Source organism: Winogradskyella pacifica, assembly GCF_003386275.1.
GTDB classification, from domain to species: Bacteria; Bacteroidota; Bacteroidia; order Flavobacteriales; family Flavobacteriaceae; genus Winogradskyella; species Winogradskyella pacifica.
The window spans coordinates 31,712-50,907 of the sequence record NZ_QREI01000008.1 but is presented as its reverse complement, the minus strand read 5'-3'; the positions used below and the strand labels follow the sequence as shown (position 1 = coordinate 50,907).

Below are 19,196 nucleotides of genomic sequence, written 5' to 3'. Positions count from 1 at the left end.
CAACGTCATTAAATGGTGTAAACTTAATACCTTTAGGTGAAATAAGACGTGATAATGCTAGATTTGACATTTTTTAACAATTCCAATTCCTCTTCACCAAAATCTTCATCGTATTGTAAAAGTTGTTCTAATACATTGTGTAGCAAAAAATCGTCCGACGAGAAATGGGTTTTTATATGTGTTAGTTGATCATATAAGGCCTGAACTGATGGTTGGTCTTTACTTAAAAACATAGCGCTGTATTTGATATAACCTTCTATATCTTCTAATTGTTGAGAGAGTAATTTATGGCTCCTCAACATCATATTATATTCATCTTTCGGGAAATCAAAAAAGGTGTAATCGGGATAACTTTGTATGGAATGCTGAAGTGTTTCTAAGGCTTTTTTCGGCTCGTTTTCTTCATTGTAGAAATTGTAAAGCTTAAAAAACGTTTTGTAATCACTTGCTTCTGGGGCTTGTTCCTTTGCAGTTTTGTAAGCCGATAAGGCTTCTGCATTATCAAAACTATCTTCGGCACAACTCGCTACCATTTTAAGATAAAATGCTTTATTATTTGCCATATGTGCAGCTTGACTAAGATTGCCTATTGCGGCATCAAAATTCTTCAGAATCCAGTGGATTAAACCATTGTTTCTAAAGTCTATAAAAGTTGTTGGCATTTTAACCAAATCCGCTTCAGAGGCTGGTGCTAAATCTTCAGGTTTGGGTAAATAATCATAATAACAAATCCACTTAAAGACAGGATACAATTCTGGCGCTAATTGTCCTTGTTCATGATTATAAATGGCATATTTATGGCATTCTTTATAATCGTCCATTTCTAAAAGGGCTTCCACACATAAGTTCATAGTGCTGCAGTAATCTGAATCACCAATCTTGTAATAATTTATTTCAGATTGCATGTCTTCAAAAAACGCGGTATAGTTCTGATTATTCATATGAATAATCATCCTTAAGTTATACAACCAAGGCGCATAAGAATGTGGTGGTAAAGGAAAATCTTCAAGGGCTTCATTTATAACAACGAGTGCTTCATCAAACCGAGAAAATTTCACCAAAGCACGTGCTTTAAAAAATAAGGTTTTAAGCGTTGCTGGCTGTCTACTATGAAATTGTTCAACAATATCTAAAATCCCTTGCCAGCTTTCTATACGGCTATTCACTTCTAGTAAATAAAATAGATACTCACTCATTCTAAGGCCGTTTCTAAAGGCTTCGTGATAGGCTTCTCCGGTTTGCTTATAATTTTTAACAAAGAAAAAAGCACGTGCTTTTAAAACGAATAGGTTCGGGTTTTTAGGATTCAAAGTTAAACCTTGTTGTACACATTGATTTAAAACATTTCTATCTTTGGTATGATAGTAAGCCGAATCGCCATAGCGTAAGTAATAATGCTGCGCCAATTGCCATCCCGAGTTTGCAAAATCTTGCATATAGACTTTAAACTCTTCAAAATTACTATAGTCTTCTTCCGGTAATTGTGGTTCGCCAGGATCTTTTATAATTTGAGAAACCATATCGTATCTCATAAACGATTGAAAATAATCGACCAACAGCATACGGGTTCTATCTGTAATCTCTAAATGTTTCCATTCAGAATTCCACAAGGCTTTGTTATCTATAGATTTGTTTTCCCACATTGCCACGTGCATATGGGCTAGGGTTTGGCTAGGTAAATCTAAACGCTCATCAAGTTGTAAGCCTTTTAAAACGGATTTATTATGCGTTGCGGAAGCTAAATCTAACAATTCATTACAATCTGCCTCTTCATCAGAATCACGGATGTATTCTAACTGCGCAGCTTGGATATCCCAAAGTAAAAAACGAGCTTCTGTTAAGGCAGGATAGCACTCTAAAAGGTACTTTAAAACCAAAATGGCGTCTTGGTAGCGTTTTTCATTTTGCAATTTAAAAGCATAATGCAATTGTATGGTATCGTTATACGGATAACGAACTAAAGCATCCTCGTAGACACTTTGTTCACATGCTTCGTAAAAGCTACAGACGTATTCAAAATCTGATGCTTGTACTTGTCCGTAATCTATTAAACCTTGTAAATACGACTTTAAGACCGGCATATTCATTTCTTCGTAAACGCCTAGATACAACATATAAATGCGGTAATATCTAGCAAAATCCTCGGGTTCGCTGAGTAAAGTTACATATTCTTGAATATCACCAATTACTGATTGTAATGCCTGGTACTGATTATTTTTATAATGCGCTTCTGCGCGCTCTATGTAGCTGATGATGTCGTTTGATGATATAATCATTTGTTCCAGTTTTTAAACCAATCGGCGTGTTCAATATGTAAGCGTTGATAGTGGTCCCATAAGGTGGTCATATTTGGAAATACACTAACGTCTTGTTCTGTAGCTCCTAAAATGAATTCATCTCCTATACACACATTTCTATGGAATTCTCCCCAACTTGAAAATGTAGATTTTACGGTAGCATTAACTTCTTCTAAGCGTAAAATTATTTCTTCGGTAGTGATAAAACCTAACACCAATCCTAATCGCATTTGAAAAATAGACATTGCCATTTCGTACCCCGTTAGTTTTTGTTTTTTTAAACTAAAACGGTATTTCCACACCATTTTATAGGTGTTTTGTGTTTGCGGGTTATTTAACGCTTGGTATTTGGCTTCAAACGTTTTTGTGGTGTCATTTCTAAATTCAGAAGCTAATTTTTCAAAAGCTTGAGAAACCATTAATCCGCTTTCGTAACGCATTAAACTATTGCGCAAATGTAAGCCTGATTTTATACCTAAAATGGTTAATAATCTTTCGGCTTGCTTCACGTGCATTTTATCGTCTAAGTTAAAGCCAGACCAACTGCTTAAGTTAGCTTGCTTATGGTTTTTCTTTAAAATCAAGGCCGATAAATTTAATTGGTCTTGGATTTCGGGTGTGATATCTTGTGTCATTATATTAAGCATTTATTTGGTCTGCCACTTGCAATAGTGCGTTGGCTAATGGTTCTGAATACGCTCCAGATTTTGCAATCGTCTTTAATCCCATAGCATAAGAGGTGGCTAAATTGCTCCCTTTTACCAAGTGTACAAAAATGTTTTTGCTAAGGTTACCGTAAGTTTCTAATGCGGTTCCGGGTGCTAAATCGGTATCTAATAAAGTCATATATAATATTTGACCAAAACGCATTTCTAAACCAGTTTTGTCATTTGTTAACCAGGTTTTTAAATCGTCAATATGCGTGTTGAAAAAGTCTAACAATTCGCTTTCGCAACCTGCCGTTTTATAAGTTTCTAAATTGTTAAGTAGCGCCTCTACATAATGCTGATTCACTTCAATAGCATTTATATCAATTTTTGAAGTCGAAATAGTATTTATAGATTCCTCTGCGGATTCTGATTCTTGAGTGTCCTCAGCGTCTTGTTCTGTGGTTTCTTCAGTCTCGGTTGCTTCGGTTTCTAAAACAAACTGACTATAACTTTCAATTTGGTCGTATAATGCATCATTACTACTGAAACGAGAATCGTCGCTATTACTATATTCGTATAGTTGTGTGATGGTGTTTAGGTGAAGTTTTTCGTTATTCAATTTCCCTAGAAAATCGGTTAAAAAGACTTCAATATCTGCGGAAATAGATTTAAAAATAGGATTGGTGGTTTCCTTACTTTTACAACGTTTATGAAAACTAAGTACACGGTTTATCAGGCGGTGTATAAAGAAACCAACATCTTCATTATGAAGGTTAAAGTACTGCGCTATGCGTGTACCTTGTGTGGTTAAGGCTTCAGGAACCCAAACGGCTTCTTTTGTTAAGCTGTAATAATAATCGCCTAAATAATTAAACAAAGCTTGAATAGTATTTAGGGTTAGTGGACGATTTTCGTTGATGTAATGTTTGCGCGCAAATTGGTTACAAACATCAGTCGCATTAGCATCTAAATCTTTAAGTGCCCAAATTTCGTTAACGCGTGTAAAGTTTCCTGATTCTACACATAAAAACCCTAAAGTTTCTGCAATAAACGGAATGTTTTTTGCTTTAACAATAGCGCTCGCATCACGTGTAGCGTAAGCTAAGTTTAATAATAAACGTTGTAAATGTTCTTGCTCTTTCGCAGTAAATAATTCTAATAAAGCTTCGCCAGCATCGCAAAAGGCTCTAATTAAAAACTGATTTAAAGGGTTTTTTAGACCTTCATTTTGTAAACGTTCAAACCAAAGCAATACGTTTGAATGCGATTGTGCTATGCTGCGAATTACAAACGGTCCTGTAACCTGAACATCTTTTCCTTTTAATCGCATTGTGGGTAGTAAGTCGAAACTATCATCTTCTAAAAATAATTTAGAAAAAAGGGTGTTGAAGGTTTCAGAATGATTTTTAAATCCCGTTTGCGGATGCGCAATTTTAAACCAAAACGGAATACATTCTATAGGTAAATTGTTAGCGGTATTTTCGCTTAAAATTTTAATACCGTAATCTTTAAAAGCTTCCGAGTTTAAATTGGCACCACTATCGGCCATTAACCAGTCTAAAAAATTAATATAGCCTGCATCTTGTTGTTCCTTCGGAAGGCTTGTGCCTCGCGTATTGAATAATAACACATCTCCAGAATCCCACTTTTTGTTCGCCAATGTCTGCATTAACGGGTAATTCCCTTCAGCAGTTGTTAAATGTAACAGGGCGTCACTTTGAGCATCTGCCCAAATTAAACGCTCTTTTAAAGCTTCAATTGCAGTCAAAGCACTGTTTGGGTTAGCTTCGTAAAAAGCGGCCAAATCGTTACTGAACCAAGGGGTTATAATATCGTAAGCTGATTTCTCATACACACGACCAACCGGTAATAATTGATGGAATTTATAAATAAACAGTTCCCAATTCCCTTCAAAAAAACAATTAATAAAGTTGGAATCTATGGTGAAAGGAAACGTACTTATAGTCTCGTCGTCTTGTTTTACGGTATAAGTTCCGGAAAGTAAATTGTGCTTTAAGCAATTCTGAATGAGATAGTCAGAACTCAACACATCACGAATGTCAAAAATACGTTGCATTAAAAACTGAACGATAGGCAGTGCGGCTTCCGATGGACTTTCAACCAAAATCTTTATAACTTGAAAAAGTTGCTGTTCTATGGTTTCAGAAAAGGCTTCCGACTGAAAATACCCTAGATTAAAAGTCAGAAATTCAACTAGTTTTTTTGTGCTTTTTTCATCTGGATAAAAATCTTTTTCTAATAAAGGCAACCAAGCCGTTACAAAAGAAATCCCTTCTGTGGTGTTGGCATAACGTTTAGGATGAAAGTAAATTTGTTGCGCAACTTGCGTTGTGAAATCAGTAGTAATTCCGCTGAAATCACTATTATTTTTTATGTTTTTATAAACATCCGTGTCTGTAGCTTCTAATATTTCTAAAACCTGATGTAGGCCTTTTGTTTCTGAAGCTTCTAAAGTATCGAGCTTTAGATTTGGGATAATATGTGTTTTAAAAATGGCAGACATTTGCTAGAGATTGTTCAAAATTTATATTTTTTTACACGAGTGTTATTGAGCGATATAAAACCATTCGTTGTCTTCAATTTCGCTCTCAGGTCCTCTTAAGCTTTCAAAAAAGGAAACGAGGTCGTTGGCTTCGATATAGCCTATTTCTTGGTCGGCACCAAAACGAATAATTTGTCCGGCTTTTCCTTTGGTATTTGGCGCAAAATCGAAAGCTATAAAATTCCCGTTTTCTAAATCGAAAAACGGAATCCAGTACGGTGTGGTGTACATTAATAAGGCTTTCCCTTGGTTGGTAGAATAGGTGTCCAACAAGTCTTCTTGCGTCCAGTCGTCATAAATATCCTTCCACTGTTTCCATTCGTTATAAATATCTTCTGTTCCCATAATTGCGCAACGGTCTATGCCGTTATGAAGGCTTAAATAATCTTTAATGATTTGTGGAAACGGGTAGCCGGCTTCTTTTTCAAATGTTTCATAAATGGCCTCGTTATTTGTAGGCGGATGAAGCGTTAATTTTTTTTCTGAAATTAAACCGATAAAAGAGGCGACCAAGGCTTTCATATCTATTTCTGCATCAAGTTGAATATGTGGTGCTAGAAAATCAGATTTCTCTTTTGCCAATTGTTCTGCTATAAATTGATTGGGAATGAAGTAATTTATAAAAGCTCCTGTGTGTTCCAAAAACCTAATGTCTTTTAAGTTTGAAGTGGGGTGCGAACTAAAACCATTCTCTCTAAAATTATAAACTGTGGCGCTTTTGTAATGTTCATCATGAATAACGGTAAACCAAGCCTTAAATTCGGCAGTATGTTCTATTTCAACAGTAAAAACCGTTTTGTCTTCTAAATACCCAACGGCATAGAATTTATGGATGGTTTCATAATCTGGTGTAATAAAAATGAGCTTTAATAATGGCTTTCCAGACAATTTGGCTACAGCGTCTAAAAGTGTATCTCTAAACGTAAAAGAGTTACTATGATGTTTTGGATTTTCAAGGACTGGAAAGGTATCGATTTGAATGGTTTCAAAAATAAAATCTGTCCATTGTAAATCTTTAAACTCGTCTGAATATGCTGTATAATTGGTCATTTTACGCTTGTAAATTTAGAATGCTAAGGTACTTTGGAACATCGTGGTTTTTATCACTGAAACTAGTGATTTTGTAAAAGAAGCGACTTCTTTAATCGCTAATTTCACTTTTCAATGTGCTCTCTAATATGGGAAATTGCTTAGCTTCAATCTGACTAACAAGACATTTAATTTTCTTTTCTTTTCCGTCTGGATTCTCATACGTAATCACGATGACTTTTTTTTCAACCGCAAAAGATTTAAGTGCGCTATAAGGCACCGTTGTTTTACCTATAACTCCTGGTTGAAACACAAAATGGGTCTCAAAAAAATTGAAAACTTTACGCTTTTTATTAAAGGCATAGAGACCAAAAAATACGATAGCACCGACTAAAGGAATCACTGATTCTATAGATATATCTTGTAGGGAAATTAGGCAAAGCCCTATCATAAATAGTGCAAAAACTAAGGGTTTATATTTTGCTTTAGAACTTAATTCAATCCCAGAGTCGTTGTCTGTTTTGGTCATAATAAATTTTAGTGTTTTTTCCTGAAATCATTTAACGTTGTGCTGAATTCTTTAAACCCTTTAGTCTAACAGCTTCTGTATACATTCGCGTCTAGGGCCATAACTTCCATACACCGTGTTGAATTTGATATCTAATTTTTGAAGCAAATTAGCATAAGAAAAATGAGGTAATTGGTCTAAGCACGTTATTACAAGGTTTTTGTTGCTGATTAAATCTTGATGATGAATGGCATCGCAAGTTAAGGCATAATTCAGTAATTCGGCATCTAAAGCTTGTGTTCTAAACACGCCTTGAAACTCGTTAGTTACATTCGCTTCATTTTCATTGTTTTGAAGGCTTACAGCTTCGGTTTCTGCCATTGGGCCGTTGCCGTGACGCGTTTGGTAACAGCGCGTCACATAATAAATATCAATTTCTGAAATCGTTTTTAAATGTGATTTGATAAGCTGAATCGCATTTTTAGAGCTGGTATAACTCCACGTGGTATGCGGATGAAAACCGTGTTGGGTGTCGAGCAAAATGCCTTGGCTACCTTCAAAAATAAAATGCTCGAATTGGTCTTCTAAATCAGATAATGAGGCGATGCTATAAAACTTTTGTATGGCCGAACAACTGTCTATAAAATAATCTTCATTATAGTCTTTGAGTTCGTTTTTATAATACTCTTGTACTGCTGTTGGCTGACTTTCTAAACAGGTTTTGTAATAATTTTTGATACTATTTAGACGTCGTTTTACCACCCAATCAAACTGTAAATCGTTGGCGTAAAAGAAAATTTCAGCTTTATTTCTTGCAATGGTCGTTCCGAAACCCAAACCGCAAGAGCCGTGATGCTGTTGCTTTTCTAAAGCGCGATTATAAGCAATATCATAAATTGTGGTTATCATCGCTAATGGATGAATATACAATTTAGGCTGATAATTTTTTAAAAACTCACCTTCGTCTAAAATGGCTGTCGGAAATAGAGTAGTGTGTTCCGAGTAATAGGTTGGGACACCTAAAAACGTCCCTGAACCAAAATTACTAAAGGTATGCGTTAGTGCTTCCGTACTAACCGTATGCCCAATTTGATGGCCTCCAGAAAACCGAACCACTAAACTTTGTTCAGGATGTTGTGATGCCAAAAAATCGGTCGTTAACCCTTTTCCGGCATCACCAAATCCTAAATCTATAACTAAACTACACTTTGGCATTTATAACATATTTTCTACATCTACAGAAGCACTTCCTGTGGTTGTCTTTGTAGATGGTGTTGCACTAGGTTTATGGTTTTGAATCACCACGTCTGCAATACGTTTGGCAACGGTTTTATAATCTGCAATTTCTAGGAAATTATCTCCTAAAAGCGCTTTCCAATTCCCTTTGCGTTTTTCTTGTTTAGACCATTCGTTATGCTCTAAATGCATATGAAACACATTGTATTTTTCTTTCGCTTCCTCAATAATCGCTTCCGTAGTAATGGTTGCGGCTTCGTCTGCACTGGTATAACGTTTAATGATTTCTGCAGGAATGTTAGGAAATACAGGCTCGTCTCCAATAGTGAATAAAAAGCCTTTTTGTTGCCGCTTTTCCCAACAATCAATCGCTGTATGTCTCGCCGCGAATAAATGCGCTAAATTATACCCTTCTTGATTGTTTCCGCCACCGCCACCTTCAAGGTAAACACGGGTTAACCAACGGTCTAGTAATTCGGCAGACGATTCAAATTGTCCTACTTGTAAAGGCGCTCTGTCGTATATAAAATCGCCAATCCCTAAAAACAAGACTTGCGGATCTTCAATCCCAGCTTCCATTAAAGAGCCAATTAAATCGGGTAAGGCTTCTTTAACAATATGCTCGGGTACAAATCCCATACTACCCGTAACATCTAAAGCTACAATTATAGATACCGTTTCTGGATGTTCTTCAGAATCTCTAGACTCTCTAACAATCACCTCAGACGGATCCATTTCAGAATCTATTGCTCTAGATGTAAATATTTCTTCTCTAGACTTATTACTGTAGCCTTTAGATCGACGTAATTTTGCATACGCATCGTGACTAAATCTTCCTCCTCCCATAATTACAGTTCGTTTATTGTACCACCAAATAAGTGTGTGTAACGCTTTTTGGCTAATTCTAATTTAATTTCTAAGTTTCTAATCTTTACAGACATATCTAAATCTTTGGCCACATACTCTTTGGCGTCAAAATCGGATGCCAATACCAAACTATTCGCGTCAGTAGGACTCATATCTAGCATATTGTCTTGTTCGCGTTTTAAACGTTTTAATGCCAAGGCCAAATCTTCCGTTTCACGTTTGTACATCAATTGTGCATCTTCTGCAATAGCGTGAGCGCGGTCGTCTCTTATTTTATCGTTGTTGCGTTTTAAAGATTCTAAAAACGCAGCAGTTTTGGTGTTATCTTCCATAAAAAAGGTTTTTTACAAAGTTAGTGGGCGAGGGCTTGGTTTTTATCCCTGATAACAGTGATATTAATTTGTGAGCAATACTTCTGAAGAAAAAATCACGGAATACAGGCATTACTTATTTCAGTAAGCGACTTACTTTTGAAAACGCTTAAAACCAAGTTTATGATTGTATTACATTTATCGTCTAAAGGATTTCAAATTAATTCAGAAACCATCACATTTCCAGCATCTTTAACACAGTTAAAAGCATGTCTGAATGAAAATTACAGAACTATAGAAGGAAAAAACACGACGGTTTTTACTTGGGACGATTTAGGAATATTAGCCTACTCTAAAAATGGAGAGGTGGTAGAGTCGTTAACGGTCGCTTTAGAATTGGAAGCTTATGAATTTAGTCCGAAGCAGACTTTTGGAGGTATATTTTATTTTAACAATCAGGATATTGTACGTTATTATAAGTCGCATAAACAGCAACACGTTAAATTATTTAAAGGAGATAAAAGTGGTGCATTGGTGGTCAATGACATAAGTGCTTGGTTTTCTGTAAGAAGAGAAAATATTAACGCTATTGAAATTAGTGAATATACGCCTTATGTGCGTGGTGCAGGCATTCCTAAAGATAAATACAGCATTCAACCTTTAGATGAAGAAGTACTTACGTTTGTAGATTTCGGATTTAAATTATCGGTGATTGAAGAGTTGATGTATACGAAAGGTCTAATGGAACCCGTATTTGATTTGTATGAATTTGCAGATTGGTATCAAGGTCGTGAGATTGATATTGATGATGAAGGTTACGAAACTATTGCTGAAGTCACCCAATATTTTAAAGACCTACCCATACCAAAACGCTTGGCTTCCGAAATCACCGACTTTTACCAAGATGGCGGAAACGATATTTATATGAATTTATCTCCATTCTCAGGTGGTGCTGTCGACTATTGGGATATTGAAACCGCTATTGATGCCAAACAATTTCCGAACCTCAAAAAAGTAACTTTATGTTATGCTACAGATAAAGCTTATAATGAATTTGAAGAAATGGGCATTGAAACGGAATGGCTTTGACATAAAAGACAAAAACATTATAAAACAGGCTAGATGAGCGTGTTTTTTTATGAGTTAAGTTTAAGTGTTCTATAAAAACAAAAAAGATAGGGTTCTAAATTTTCACTAGTTTCAGGGATAAAATTATGAAAGCTAGATTCTAATTTTGTCGTGTAAAAATAAAACAACGATATCATGGGATTAACTATTTCAACAGGCATTTTAGCAGATTTTAAAGCCAACGAACCAGAAGGTTACGAAGCTTATAAAGTGATTTTTGATAATATAAATATAATATTGACAGAAAATAATGTAGAACCTTACCAAGAACCAGATGCAATGGAAACAGAGCCCTTGCAATTTGGTGGTTTTCCTTATCGTTTTCTACATCATTTAAGACGTTTTTTAGCACATGCTTGGGAGAATGAAGATAATGACAATTGGGTGCCAACACCTTTTTCTCCTGAAGAAGAGCCAGAAGGTGATGCTATTTTAGAAGATCATTACTCTTATATGTCTAGTCACCTGTTAACGCATTCAGATGCCGAAGGCTTTTATCTTCCTATAGAATTACCAGAGGTGCTTTTTGATACCGATGAAAATCCTGTTCCTGGTGCCATGATTGGATCGTCTTATAGTCTTTTAAAAGAGTTAAAAAGTTTGACACCACATTTAGGTATCGGATTAGACGAAAATAACAGCATTACTAATGTCGATGAATTGAACACAATTATTAAAAATGAAAGTGATTTTTGGATAGAAATATTAGTGTGTGTTACACTTATAGATGCTGCAAAATTTAGTATTAATAACCATACCGCTATCCTTTTTAATTAAAACTGAGTCCTTTTTTAGTTTCAAATTCTTCCCAATACAAACCTTTAAATAGCACTCATGAAATTAACAGATAACAATATAGAAAGCATTAAACAAGAATGGAATGCGTTGGGTAGCACCTATGCTACTGAAGTTAATACCATGGTGAAATTTGGTGATGCTTACGGTTGGGAAAACTGGAAAGGGGAGGAGCCTAAAGATGAAAGAAACCATTTGGCCGATGCTGTATATCAACTTTTAAAAGCAGCCAATATAAACCATACCGTTGACCAATTTAGAAACGATTTTCCACCTGCACACACGCCATTTATCAAGTTTATGCAAGATCACGGGCAAAGTATTGAGCAATTACACTTTATTGATGCACAGAAAATAGTATTTGTTGTGGGTACTGCTTATCAAAAACGACAAGCCTATGTATTAACAGAGGATATAACGCTTAAGTTAGATGAATCTATTACAGCTATAGGTAAATCTAAACAACAGAATGTTTTTGCTATAGCTTCAAACAATACCATTATAACGACACAAGGTTGGGAGGGTGATATTATTGCAACTTTTAATTTAGATAAGTCAAAGAATATAGGGATTACAGAAATGATTCCTTTTAACGATGGCTTAAAAGTTCTATTAGTGTCCTCTGATGGAATTTTTATTATTTCTAGCGATGCTGAAAATAGGATTCATCCTTTGCCAGATTTAGAAGATGACGAATGGGAACCTTACTTGGATATGGAAAATGCTACACTGTCTAACGATAATAAATATATCGTTGTTGGCGATCAGTGTTGCGATCATAGGATTTTAGATCATAATGGTAATGAAATTGGTGAAGTTGGTCCACAATCTTCTTATCCAGATTTCTGTTTGTTTTCTATAGACGATACACAGTTAATTACCAATTCGTGTCATTTTTATAATGGAGTAACCATTGGAGTAGATACTTCAAATGTAAAAGACATTAATATAGTGGCTTACAAAGAAAGTGAAGATTATACAACTATAGATGATGGCATGCGTGTGTATTGTGGTGTAGCAACTTCAAAATATTATATTTTAGGTGATGCCTTTGGGTATATAAAAGCGATTGACAAGCAAGGCCATTGCATTTGGAAATACTTTTTAGGATCTACAATTACAAGTATTACTATCTCTGAAGACGAAAATACTTTGTGGGTGGGTTCTGCTTCAGGCATGCTTCATAAACTACAATTAAATAAAGGTTTTAGAGACAGCCATTCTATAGGAACCGGTAACCATTATGAAGATTTTCGCCTGATTTTCTGGAAAGACGAGCCTATAATGAAATGGTAAAACAGCAATTCTTAAACTCTTTAATTTATTTATAGTAGAGTGAAATGATCTAATTAAAAATCATTTCACTCTGTATAATATTTAGTAATAAAAGCACGCCTATAAAAGCGTGTTTTTTTTTGTTGTTTTCTGCGGTGAAAACAAAACAACCTGAATTCAGTATGGGTCAATCTCACTAGTTTCAGGGATAAAATAGAGTGGTGTAAGTTCTAATTTTGAATTGTTAAAAAAACACATTCAATATGAAAAATACTTTACTTTTTTTAGTGCTAACCCTAGTCCTATGTTCTTCTTGTAACAAAAAAACGTATTCAGCATTGTATCATGATAATCTAGTTTTAGAACAAAATGACACGAGATATTATCTACCTAAAGATCTATTAAAATTTGAAATCATATATACACTTAATGAACCAAGATATCAAAAAGGAGACGTAGACAGAGTTTTGAAGTTACAACCAACAAAAATCACGATTGAAGATCCAATTGTAATAACAAAGCTTTCAGTTCCTGATACATCTAAAATGTTTGTAATTACTGGGAAACAACTATCCGAAACACGTTTTGTAAGTATGGATATAGATTCAGAAAACTCGGCTTTAGAAAAAACAACAAGTACATCTGTTAACCATAAGGATAGTAAAATGCATGATTATTCCGCATTGACAACCTCTCGTATGGAAACGAAAATGTATGATGCCGTAATAGAATTGAAGAACAATATACCTGAAATAGTATCTAAAAAAGAAGCAGAACGTTCTTTAAATACAATGTCATTTTATAAGAGTCAATTTAAAATCCTGAATGAAGATTTTCAACCTTATATTAAACAGTATAAAGTGAAATATACAGTTGTTATCGATCCGTTACAACTCTATTATAAGGACGGAAATTGGTCAAGTATTGAAGGCGATAATGTCTACCATTCTATTTTCCCAGAGCATATTTTTGTAGATAAAGGGGATTTAAATGATATTATAACAGTAAAAGTGACTCAACCTAAAGCGGCTTTATTAGACGAATTGGTAAGCGAAGAACCTGTAGAAGGCATTATTTACCGAAATACGTCACCACTAAACATAGAAGTAGCATTAAATGACAGCACTCTATTAACTGATACCCTAGCATTAACGCAATTAGAAACATTTAAAACCATCTCTGTTAAGGATTTTGAAGCAGCAGAACCAACATCTGTACTGTTGTTTAAATTTAAGACATCTAAAACTAGCACAGATATTATTCCTAACTTTTTAGAAAACACAGAACCTATAGATTTTAATTCATCGGAAACTATTGCAGAATCTCAAATAGCGATTAAAAAAGCTTATAAAGAAAAATTACAAAATATAGATTTACTTATTGAAAAACTTAAAGAGCGTAAAGCAGAACTGTAAAGTAGTTGTGATTATAATATCACTGAAAACCGTTACTTAAAAAACGAAGTAAAGCTTCATATTTGTAATGCACCAAGCGTAAAATGTAACCTTATGGACAAAGCTAAATTTGAAGAGATAGTTAAAATTGAAAAATACGATTTATATAAAAAAGAAGCGTATCTAAGATCTATGAGTTTACCTTCTATTAAAATAAAAGGAGAAAACCGCAGTAAAGAAAATGTAGGTTTAAGTAAACAAGGAGGCTATCCAGAAGTGCCTGAAGATTTTGAATGGCCTAAACACGAGTTTGGTGATTATCGTTTTGCATTACAAATTAATTTAAGTGAAATTAAATTTGAAACACCACTACCAAAAACAGGAATGTTAAGCTTTTTTATTGCCAATGATGATGATAAAAATGTATTTTATGGCGCAAAAAATTATGCGAAAGTCTATCATTTTGAAGAAGGAACGCCGTTAAAAACCTATGTAAACCCTAATTTAAATTACTACTATGTAGATCATTGTATACGCATTGATTTGGAAGAGAATGTAGATCTTCCTTATAGAGAAGAGTTATATAAAGACAAGGGATTAAATAAAAAGCAACTCGATTACGTATGCAGTAAAGTACCAGATATGGTAAGTAAAAAAACGTTTAGTTATTTATTTGGATACCCATATTACAATACGCTAGCTTATGATCCTCGTAAAACGGATGAATGGACGTCTTTACTTACTTTGCGATGGAATAATGTTTTTTCTTGGGACTGGGATATGGATGAATTTTTAATGTTTTTTATTGAAAAAGATAAACTTGCCAAAGGTGACTTCTCTAACATTAGAACTGATTTAGGGTAATATTACAAGTATGAATATAACGAAAGATCAACTCAAAAAAGATCCAAGAACCGACGATTGTTATAGAACAACCATTTTATCTGGACAGAATACAATTGATATCAGCCTAAATTTAGATGAAATCACTTTAGATAAAATGATTGCTTTAGGGAATTCATTTTTGGAAGATTTTGAAGATAAAGAGAAAAATGCAACCGATGAAATAGTAAGTGCATTTCACGAAAATTACAATGAAAACTGGGCAGATGAAGAAAATGGTTATCCTGTATTAAGCGCGAAAGAATTCAGACAGAAGTTAACAATAACAGCCATTGCTTTTTACGCAAAAGACTTGATAGACGTCGTTTATAATGAAGGTGGAATGTTTGGGAATCATTATTTAATCGCACAATCTTATGACGGTAAAACTTTTGATGACACCACGATGTTTGGATAAAAAACACAAGTATGACAGTAGAAGACCTAAAAAATAAAATTTCTAAACCGGTTACTAAATTTAGTACAGGCGGCTTTAGACCCAAGAATACCATTGAAGAAAGTTGGATAGGTAAAGTCTTTGCTTATAATGAAGATGAAGACATTCCGTTAGATAAAAACGGTAATGCGATGTTGCCTTTGGCACAATTTCACCTTCCCAACTTACCTTACGTACACCCTAATCTTAAACATACAAAACTAATTACGGTTTTTATATCGGCAGAACTTCCAGAATGTTTTGAAGAAATGGGAGAGCGTTGGCTAATTAGAGAATATGATAACCTAGAAAATATTCAGATTAAAAATATAGAAAATCCTAATTCATTTTTAAACGCCTTTCCGCTACAAGCAGAATTAGACGAGAAAGATTTCCCATTATGGGATGGTGGCGGTTTGTCTATGAAAGATGAAGCTGAAGTTTTAAAATTAGAAAACGAAGGGATTATTGATGATTATTTTGATATCACAGATCATATATACGACCATAAAATAGGCGGTTATCCTACTTTTTGTCAATCTGGAATTGGAGATGCAGAGGGCTTTGGAGAAGGTTTTCAGTTTGTGTTTCAAATTGTATCAGACTACAAAGCCAATTTCAACGTGGTAGATGGTGGGAGCTTAATGTTCGCCAAAAATAACGACACCAAACAGTGGAGTTTGTATTACGATTTTTATTAAAAGTACTACTTATCTAGGATGGAAATCCAATGCTAAAATATAACTAACATATCATATTCATAAACTATGAGTCAAGACAACAATATCATTTTTGCTAAACAAAATCAAAAAATGAAAGCGGCTTACCTAAAAGCACAAGAAACGTTTAACTATTTCTGGAGAGAAATTTATTGGGAAGCTAAACGTATGGTTCCTGCACATAATTTATCGCTGGTAAAGATTCCTTTTCAACAAATGGATGAAGCTGATGACGAACCTACTGTAGAACATATGTGGATTAGCGAAATAGCTTTTGATGGGGAAAATATTACGGGTGTTTTAATGAATTCACCTAACCTATTAACCAATGTTGCGGAAGGCGATACGGTAACGAGGAAAGTCTCTGAAATATCAGATTGGATGCTAGCCATAGACCGTAAAACTTATGGAGGATATACCATTCAAGTCTTACGTTCTGATATGACGGAGGAAGCAAGACAACAACACGATGAAGCTTGGGGATTAGATTTTGGTGACCCTAACCATATTCTAGTGGCTTATCAGCAGGAAGAAAATGAAGAAAACCTTATTGAGCACCCTATGAGCAAAGTAATGGAACAACCTGCTAGAGAATTTTTTGAAGCTAATCTAGATGTCGTAAAGGCTGCAGATGAAAACGGAGTAACCAGATTACATACCGAAACTATTGCGGGAAACAAAACAGCTGTAGAGATTTTATTAGAATTAGGTGCCGATAAAAATGCCAAAACCAATACAGGAAAAACAGCTTTAGACTTTGCGATCGCTTTAAATTGGTCACATATTATTCCGATGTTACGTTAGTCCTAATTTATTAATACCATCCTTAAACTAATTGCCAATGATACTCGCTTTTGATACTTATTATTACGACGGAAAAGCCAAAACCATTGCGGTAAGCTTTAATGATTGGGAAGATGACGAACCAATACAAATCTATACAGATATTATAGAAGGTGTAGAACCGTACGAACCAGGTTCCTTTTATAAACGCGAATTGCCGTGTATTTTAAGTTTACTAAAACAAGTGAATTTAGATGAGGTAGAATTAATTATTGTAGATGGTTACGTGATTCTAGAAGAAAAACACTTGGGTTTGGGAGGCTATTTGTACCAAGCTTTAGAGCATAAAATTCCTGTTGTAGGTATTGCAAAATCTGAGTTTGTGTCTAAAACAGCTGTATTTAAAGAAGTGTTTCGTGGCGAAAGTAAAAAACCATTGTATGTCACCGCTATTGGTACGGATAGAGATGAAGTTTGTAACGCCATACAGCGTATGCACGGTAAATACCGAATGCCAACATTACTACAGATCGTAGATACTAAAACAAAAGAAAATACTAAAAACTAATATTAAAAATCACAACTATGAATGACCATTTAATTATAACATCTGTAGATGACCTAAAACCAATGTTTAGAAAAAATTATAGAGAATTTATTGCAGAAAAACCAAGGACTGTTGTTTTTGAGGAAGAGGAATTTAAGTTATATAATTTTGAAAAGATGATGGAGCTTACCAACATAGATGGAATGGAAGTCAGTAAAATTCACGCATTAAATCCGTATGTTAAAACGTTAAGTGAATTTATGAATCCGTCATTTAAAGATTTAAATGGGTACAAGTGGAGTTTAGAAAAATTAGCTTTAGGTAAAGCTATTGGTGCTAATTCTGAAGGTGATTTATTGTTTTTTGGTTGCTATGATAATACTAAAGTACATTTATTTCGTCACGATGATGGCAGTATAAAGAGAACTAAATTAACCTTGTTTGAAATTATTAAACAATTTTCTGAGTAAATTTCAGGTATTCATCGTAAATAAAAAAAGCCCAATTATAAATGTATAATTGGGCTTTTTAGTATTTTTATGACTGAAATTATTCGGTGTATCTTAAAAATAAATGGTTTTTATTTTTAATGATGTCTGCTAATTTTTCAAATTCTGATGCTGTGGTGTTGTACAATTTTGCCAAGTCAGCTATCAATGCTTTTACTTTATTGTCTTCTAATTTTTCATTTTTAACAAATCCTAAAAAGGAAGCGCCTATACCAAAAAGTTCTAAATTATAAGTTTCAAATAAGTACTTCGATAACGCGTAATTTTCAAAAGGACTGAAATCGGCATCAAAATATCCATTCGGAAATCCTGTAAGTCCTTCGTATGGTTTTTCAACAGGAAGAATTTTCAGGATAACTTGTTGGTCTAAAAAGGCTAATGGAGATTCATTAATGTTTTCTAAATCTATTACATCGTCTTCAGAATTACTTATGCCTTTTTCACAAACCGTTTTAAAATCAATCCCTTTTGTGTGTTTTAAAAAGTTTTCTCTTATAATGAAATATTCTGATGGTGTAGACAAATGCCCCAAATGTTCGTTGTCTTCATCAAAACAGGCTTCATCAAGTCCAGATAAATCATAGCCATCTGTATCCAATAGAAAATTGGAGTCACAAGCGTGACCACTAGTATATTCGGCTTGACCTAAATCATCAAGAGTTAAGATTATGGTCTTGTCGGGATGATTTTGTTTATAGGTTTGGTAAACGTCCATAAGTTCCTCGTACGACTTTATATTTTCGATTAAGAAACTGTCGAATAACAATTCGTGATAAGGCGAACGATTATTAGTTAATTTTTCTATGTTCATAAGTTTTGTTTTGGGCTATCGGTATTATGTAGATCTAAAAATGTAATGAGCTATTAAGCTGACATACGGTTAATAGCTTCCATATGTTTTAAAATAATAGGCACAAATAGGGCAAATTTGGCATTAAATTCTTCTTGGGTTTTAGACGTGTTTAGATTAGCGCCCATAGTCATCCAAATGTTGAATAAAGCGTCTTCATTGGAAGCTTCATCAGTATCAATATTTAAGGCTTTAATCAATTTGAAGTTTTCATCTTCACTATAAAAACCAGAGGTTTTCACAATTTCAAAAACGAGTTCAAAGATGCTTCGGGTATCTAAAAGTTCACTGATTTTTATTTCGGCTTCTTTTTGGGTACTTATAGACTCAAAAATGTCTACCATTAAATTTTGTACTCTGCCGTTAATACTGAAGTCTAGATTTTTCAATTGTTGTGTATTTAAGTTTTAAAATAAT

At 34.3% G+C, this 19,196-nt stretch carries 20 protein-coding genes; 10 read left to right on the top strand and 10 right to left on the bottom strand.

The annotated features are described in order from the left end of the window. Positions 1-32: 32 nt before the first annotated feature. The 8 genes from DFQ09_RS15015 to DFQ09_RS14980 all read right to left on the bottom strand — a co-directional run bounded on the left by DFQ09_RS15015 (position 33) and on the right by DFQ09_RS14980 (position 9,482). Positions 33-2,276, bottom strand: a complete 2,244-nt coding sequence (locus DFQ09_RS15015; RefSeq protein WP_115811781.1) for a tetratricopeptide repeat protein — start codon at positions 2,274-2,276, stop codon at positions 33-35. Then, a complete protein-coding gene (locus DFQ09_RS15010) occupies positions 2,273-2,932 on the bottom strand; it encodes a DUF1266 domain-containing protein (RefSeq protein WP_181897195.1) in 660 nt (219 codons plus the stop codon). Before DFQ09_RS15010 ends, DFQ09_RS15015 begins: the two co-directional genes overlap by 4 nt. 4 nt (positions 2,933-2,936) lie before the next feature. After that, complete coding sequence (locus tag DFQ09_RS15005) at positions 2,937-5,471, bottom strand: hypothetical protein (protein ID WP_115811777.1); 2,535 nt, start codon at positions 5,469-5,471, stop codon at positions 2,937-2,939. 42 nt (positions 5,472-5,513) lie between these two features. Then, complete coding sequence (locus DFQ09_RS15000) at positions 5,514-6,560, bottom strand: SMI1/KNR4 family protein (RefSeq protein WP_115811775.1); 1,047 nt, start codon at positions 6,558-6,560, stop codon at positions 5,514-5,516. 91 nt (positions 6,561-6,651) lie between these two features. Then, positions 6,652-7,068 (bottom strand): hypothetical protein, encoded by a 417-nt coding sequence (locus DFQ09_RS14995; RefSeq protein ID WP_115811773.1) that lies wholly within the window; start codon positions 7,066-7,068, stop codon positions 6,652-6,654. Positions 7,069-7,128: 60 nt separating this feature from the next. Next, positions 7,129-8,262, bottom strand: coding sequence for an adenylosuccinate synthetase (locus tag DFQ09_RS14990; RefSeq protein ID WP_115811771.1), 1,134 nt, complete (start codon positions 8,260-8,262; stop codon positions 7,129-7,131). Continuing rightward, the gene (locus tag DFQ09_RS14985; protein WP_115811769.1) at positions 8,263-9,129 is read right to left on the bottom strand and encodes a hypothetical protein; all 867 of its coding nucleotides are present in this window, start codon (positions 9,127-9,129) and stop codon (positions 8,263-8,265) included. A 2-nt stretch (positions 9,130-9,131) separates the two neighbouring features. Further along, complete coding sequence (locus DFQ09_RS14980; RefSeq protein WP_115811767.1) at positions 9,132-9,482, bottom strand: hypothetical protein; 351 nt, start codon at positions 9,480-9,482, stop codon at positions 9,132-9,134. Between the two features lie 162 nt (positions 9,483-9,644). Here DFQ09_RS14980 and DFQ09_RS14975 point away from each other — a divergent pair, with 162 nt between their 5' ends. The 10 genes from DFQ09_RS14975 (at position 9,645) to DFQ09_RS14930 (ending at position 17,890) form a co-directional block, all read left to right on the top strand. Next, entirely contained in the window at positions 9,645-10,550 is a 906-nt protein-coding gene (locus DFQ09_RS14975; RefSeq protein WP_115811765.1) for a DUF6892 domain-containing protein, read from the top strand. A gap of 174 nt (positions 10,551-10,724) precedes the next feature. Next, positions 10,725-11,366 (top strand): hypothetical protein, encoded by a 642-nt coding sequence (locus DFQ09_RS14970; RefSeq protein ID WP_115811763.1) that lies wholly within the window; start codon positions 10,725-10,727, stop codon positions 11,364-11,366. 57 nt (positions 11,367-11,423) lie between these two features. Continuing rightward, entirely contained in the window at positions 11,424-12,680 is a 1,257-nt protein-coding gene (locus tag DFQ09_RS14965; protein ID WP_115811761.1) for a hypothetical protein, read from the top strand. Positions 12,681-12,922: 242 nt separating this feature from the next. Then, entirely contained in the window at positions 12,923-14,074 is a 1,152-nt protein-coding gene (locus DFQ09_RS14960; protein WP_115811759.1) for a hypothetical protein, read from the top strand. A 93-nt stretch (positions 14,075-14,167) separates the two neighbouring features. Next, entirely contained in the window at positions 14,168-14,917 is a 750-nt protein-coding gene (locus DFQ09_RS14955) for a DUF1963 domain-containing protein (RefSeq protein ID WP_115811757.1), read from the top strand. A 10-nt stretch (positions 14,918-14,927) separates the two neighbouring features. Continuing rightward, positions 14,928-15,353 carry a DUF2262 domain-containing protein gene (locus DFQ09_RS14950; protein ID WP_115811755.1) on the top strand — a complete coding sequence of 142 codons (426 nt, stop codon included), beginning with the start codon at positions 14,928-14,930 and terminating at the stop codon, positions 15,351-15,353. An 11-nt stretch (positions 15,354-15,364) separates the two neighbouring features. Then, positions 15,365-16,072 carry a DUF1963 domain-containing protein gene (locus DFQ09_RS14945; protein ID WP_115811753.1) on the top strand — a complete coding sequence of 236 codons (708 nt, stop codon included), beginning with the start codon at positions 15,365-15,367 and terminating at the stop codon, positions 16,070-16,072. Between the two features lie 66 nt (positions 16,073-16,138). Continuing rightward, complete coding sequence (locus DFQ09_RS14940; protein WP_115811751.1) at positions 16,139-16,894, top strand: DUF2314 domain-containing protein; 756 nt, start codon at positions 16,139-16,141, stop codon at positions 16,892-16,894. 37 nt (positions 16,895-16,931) lie between these two features. Further along, positions 16,932-17,441, top strand: coding sequence for an endonuclease V (locus tag DFQ09_RS14935; RefSeq protein ID WP_115811749.1), 510 nt, complete (start codon positions 16,932-16,934; stop codon positions 17,439-17,441). 17 nt (positions 17,442-17,458) lie between these two features. Continuing rightward, positions 17,459-17,890, top strand: coding sequence for a hypothetical protein (locus DFQ09_RS14930; protein WP_115811747.1), 432 nt, complete (start codon positions 17,459-17,461; stop codon positions 17,888-17,890). 79 nt (positions 17,891-17,969) lie between these two features. Here DFQ09_RS14930 and DFQ09_RS14925 read toward each other — a convergent pair whose 3' ends face one another. Next, positions 17,970-18,740 carry a hypothetical protein gene (locus DFQ09_RS14925; protein ID WP_115811745.1) on the bottom strand — a complete coding sequence of 257 codons (771 nt, stop codon included), beginning with the start codon at positions 18,738-18,740 and terminating at the stop codon, positions 17,970-17,972. Between the two features lie 53 nt (positions 18,741-18,793). Next, on the bottom strand, positions 18,794-19,168 hold the full coding sequence (locus tag DFQ09_RS14920) for a hypothetical protein (RefSeq protein ID WP_245940369.1): 375 nt from the start codon (positions 19,166-19,168) through the stop codon (positions 18,794-18,796). Positions 19,169-19,196 lie beyond the last annotated feature (28 nt).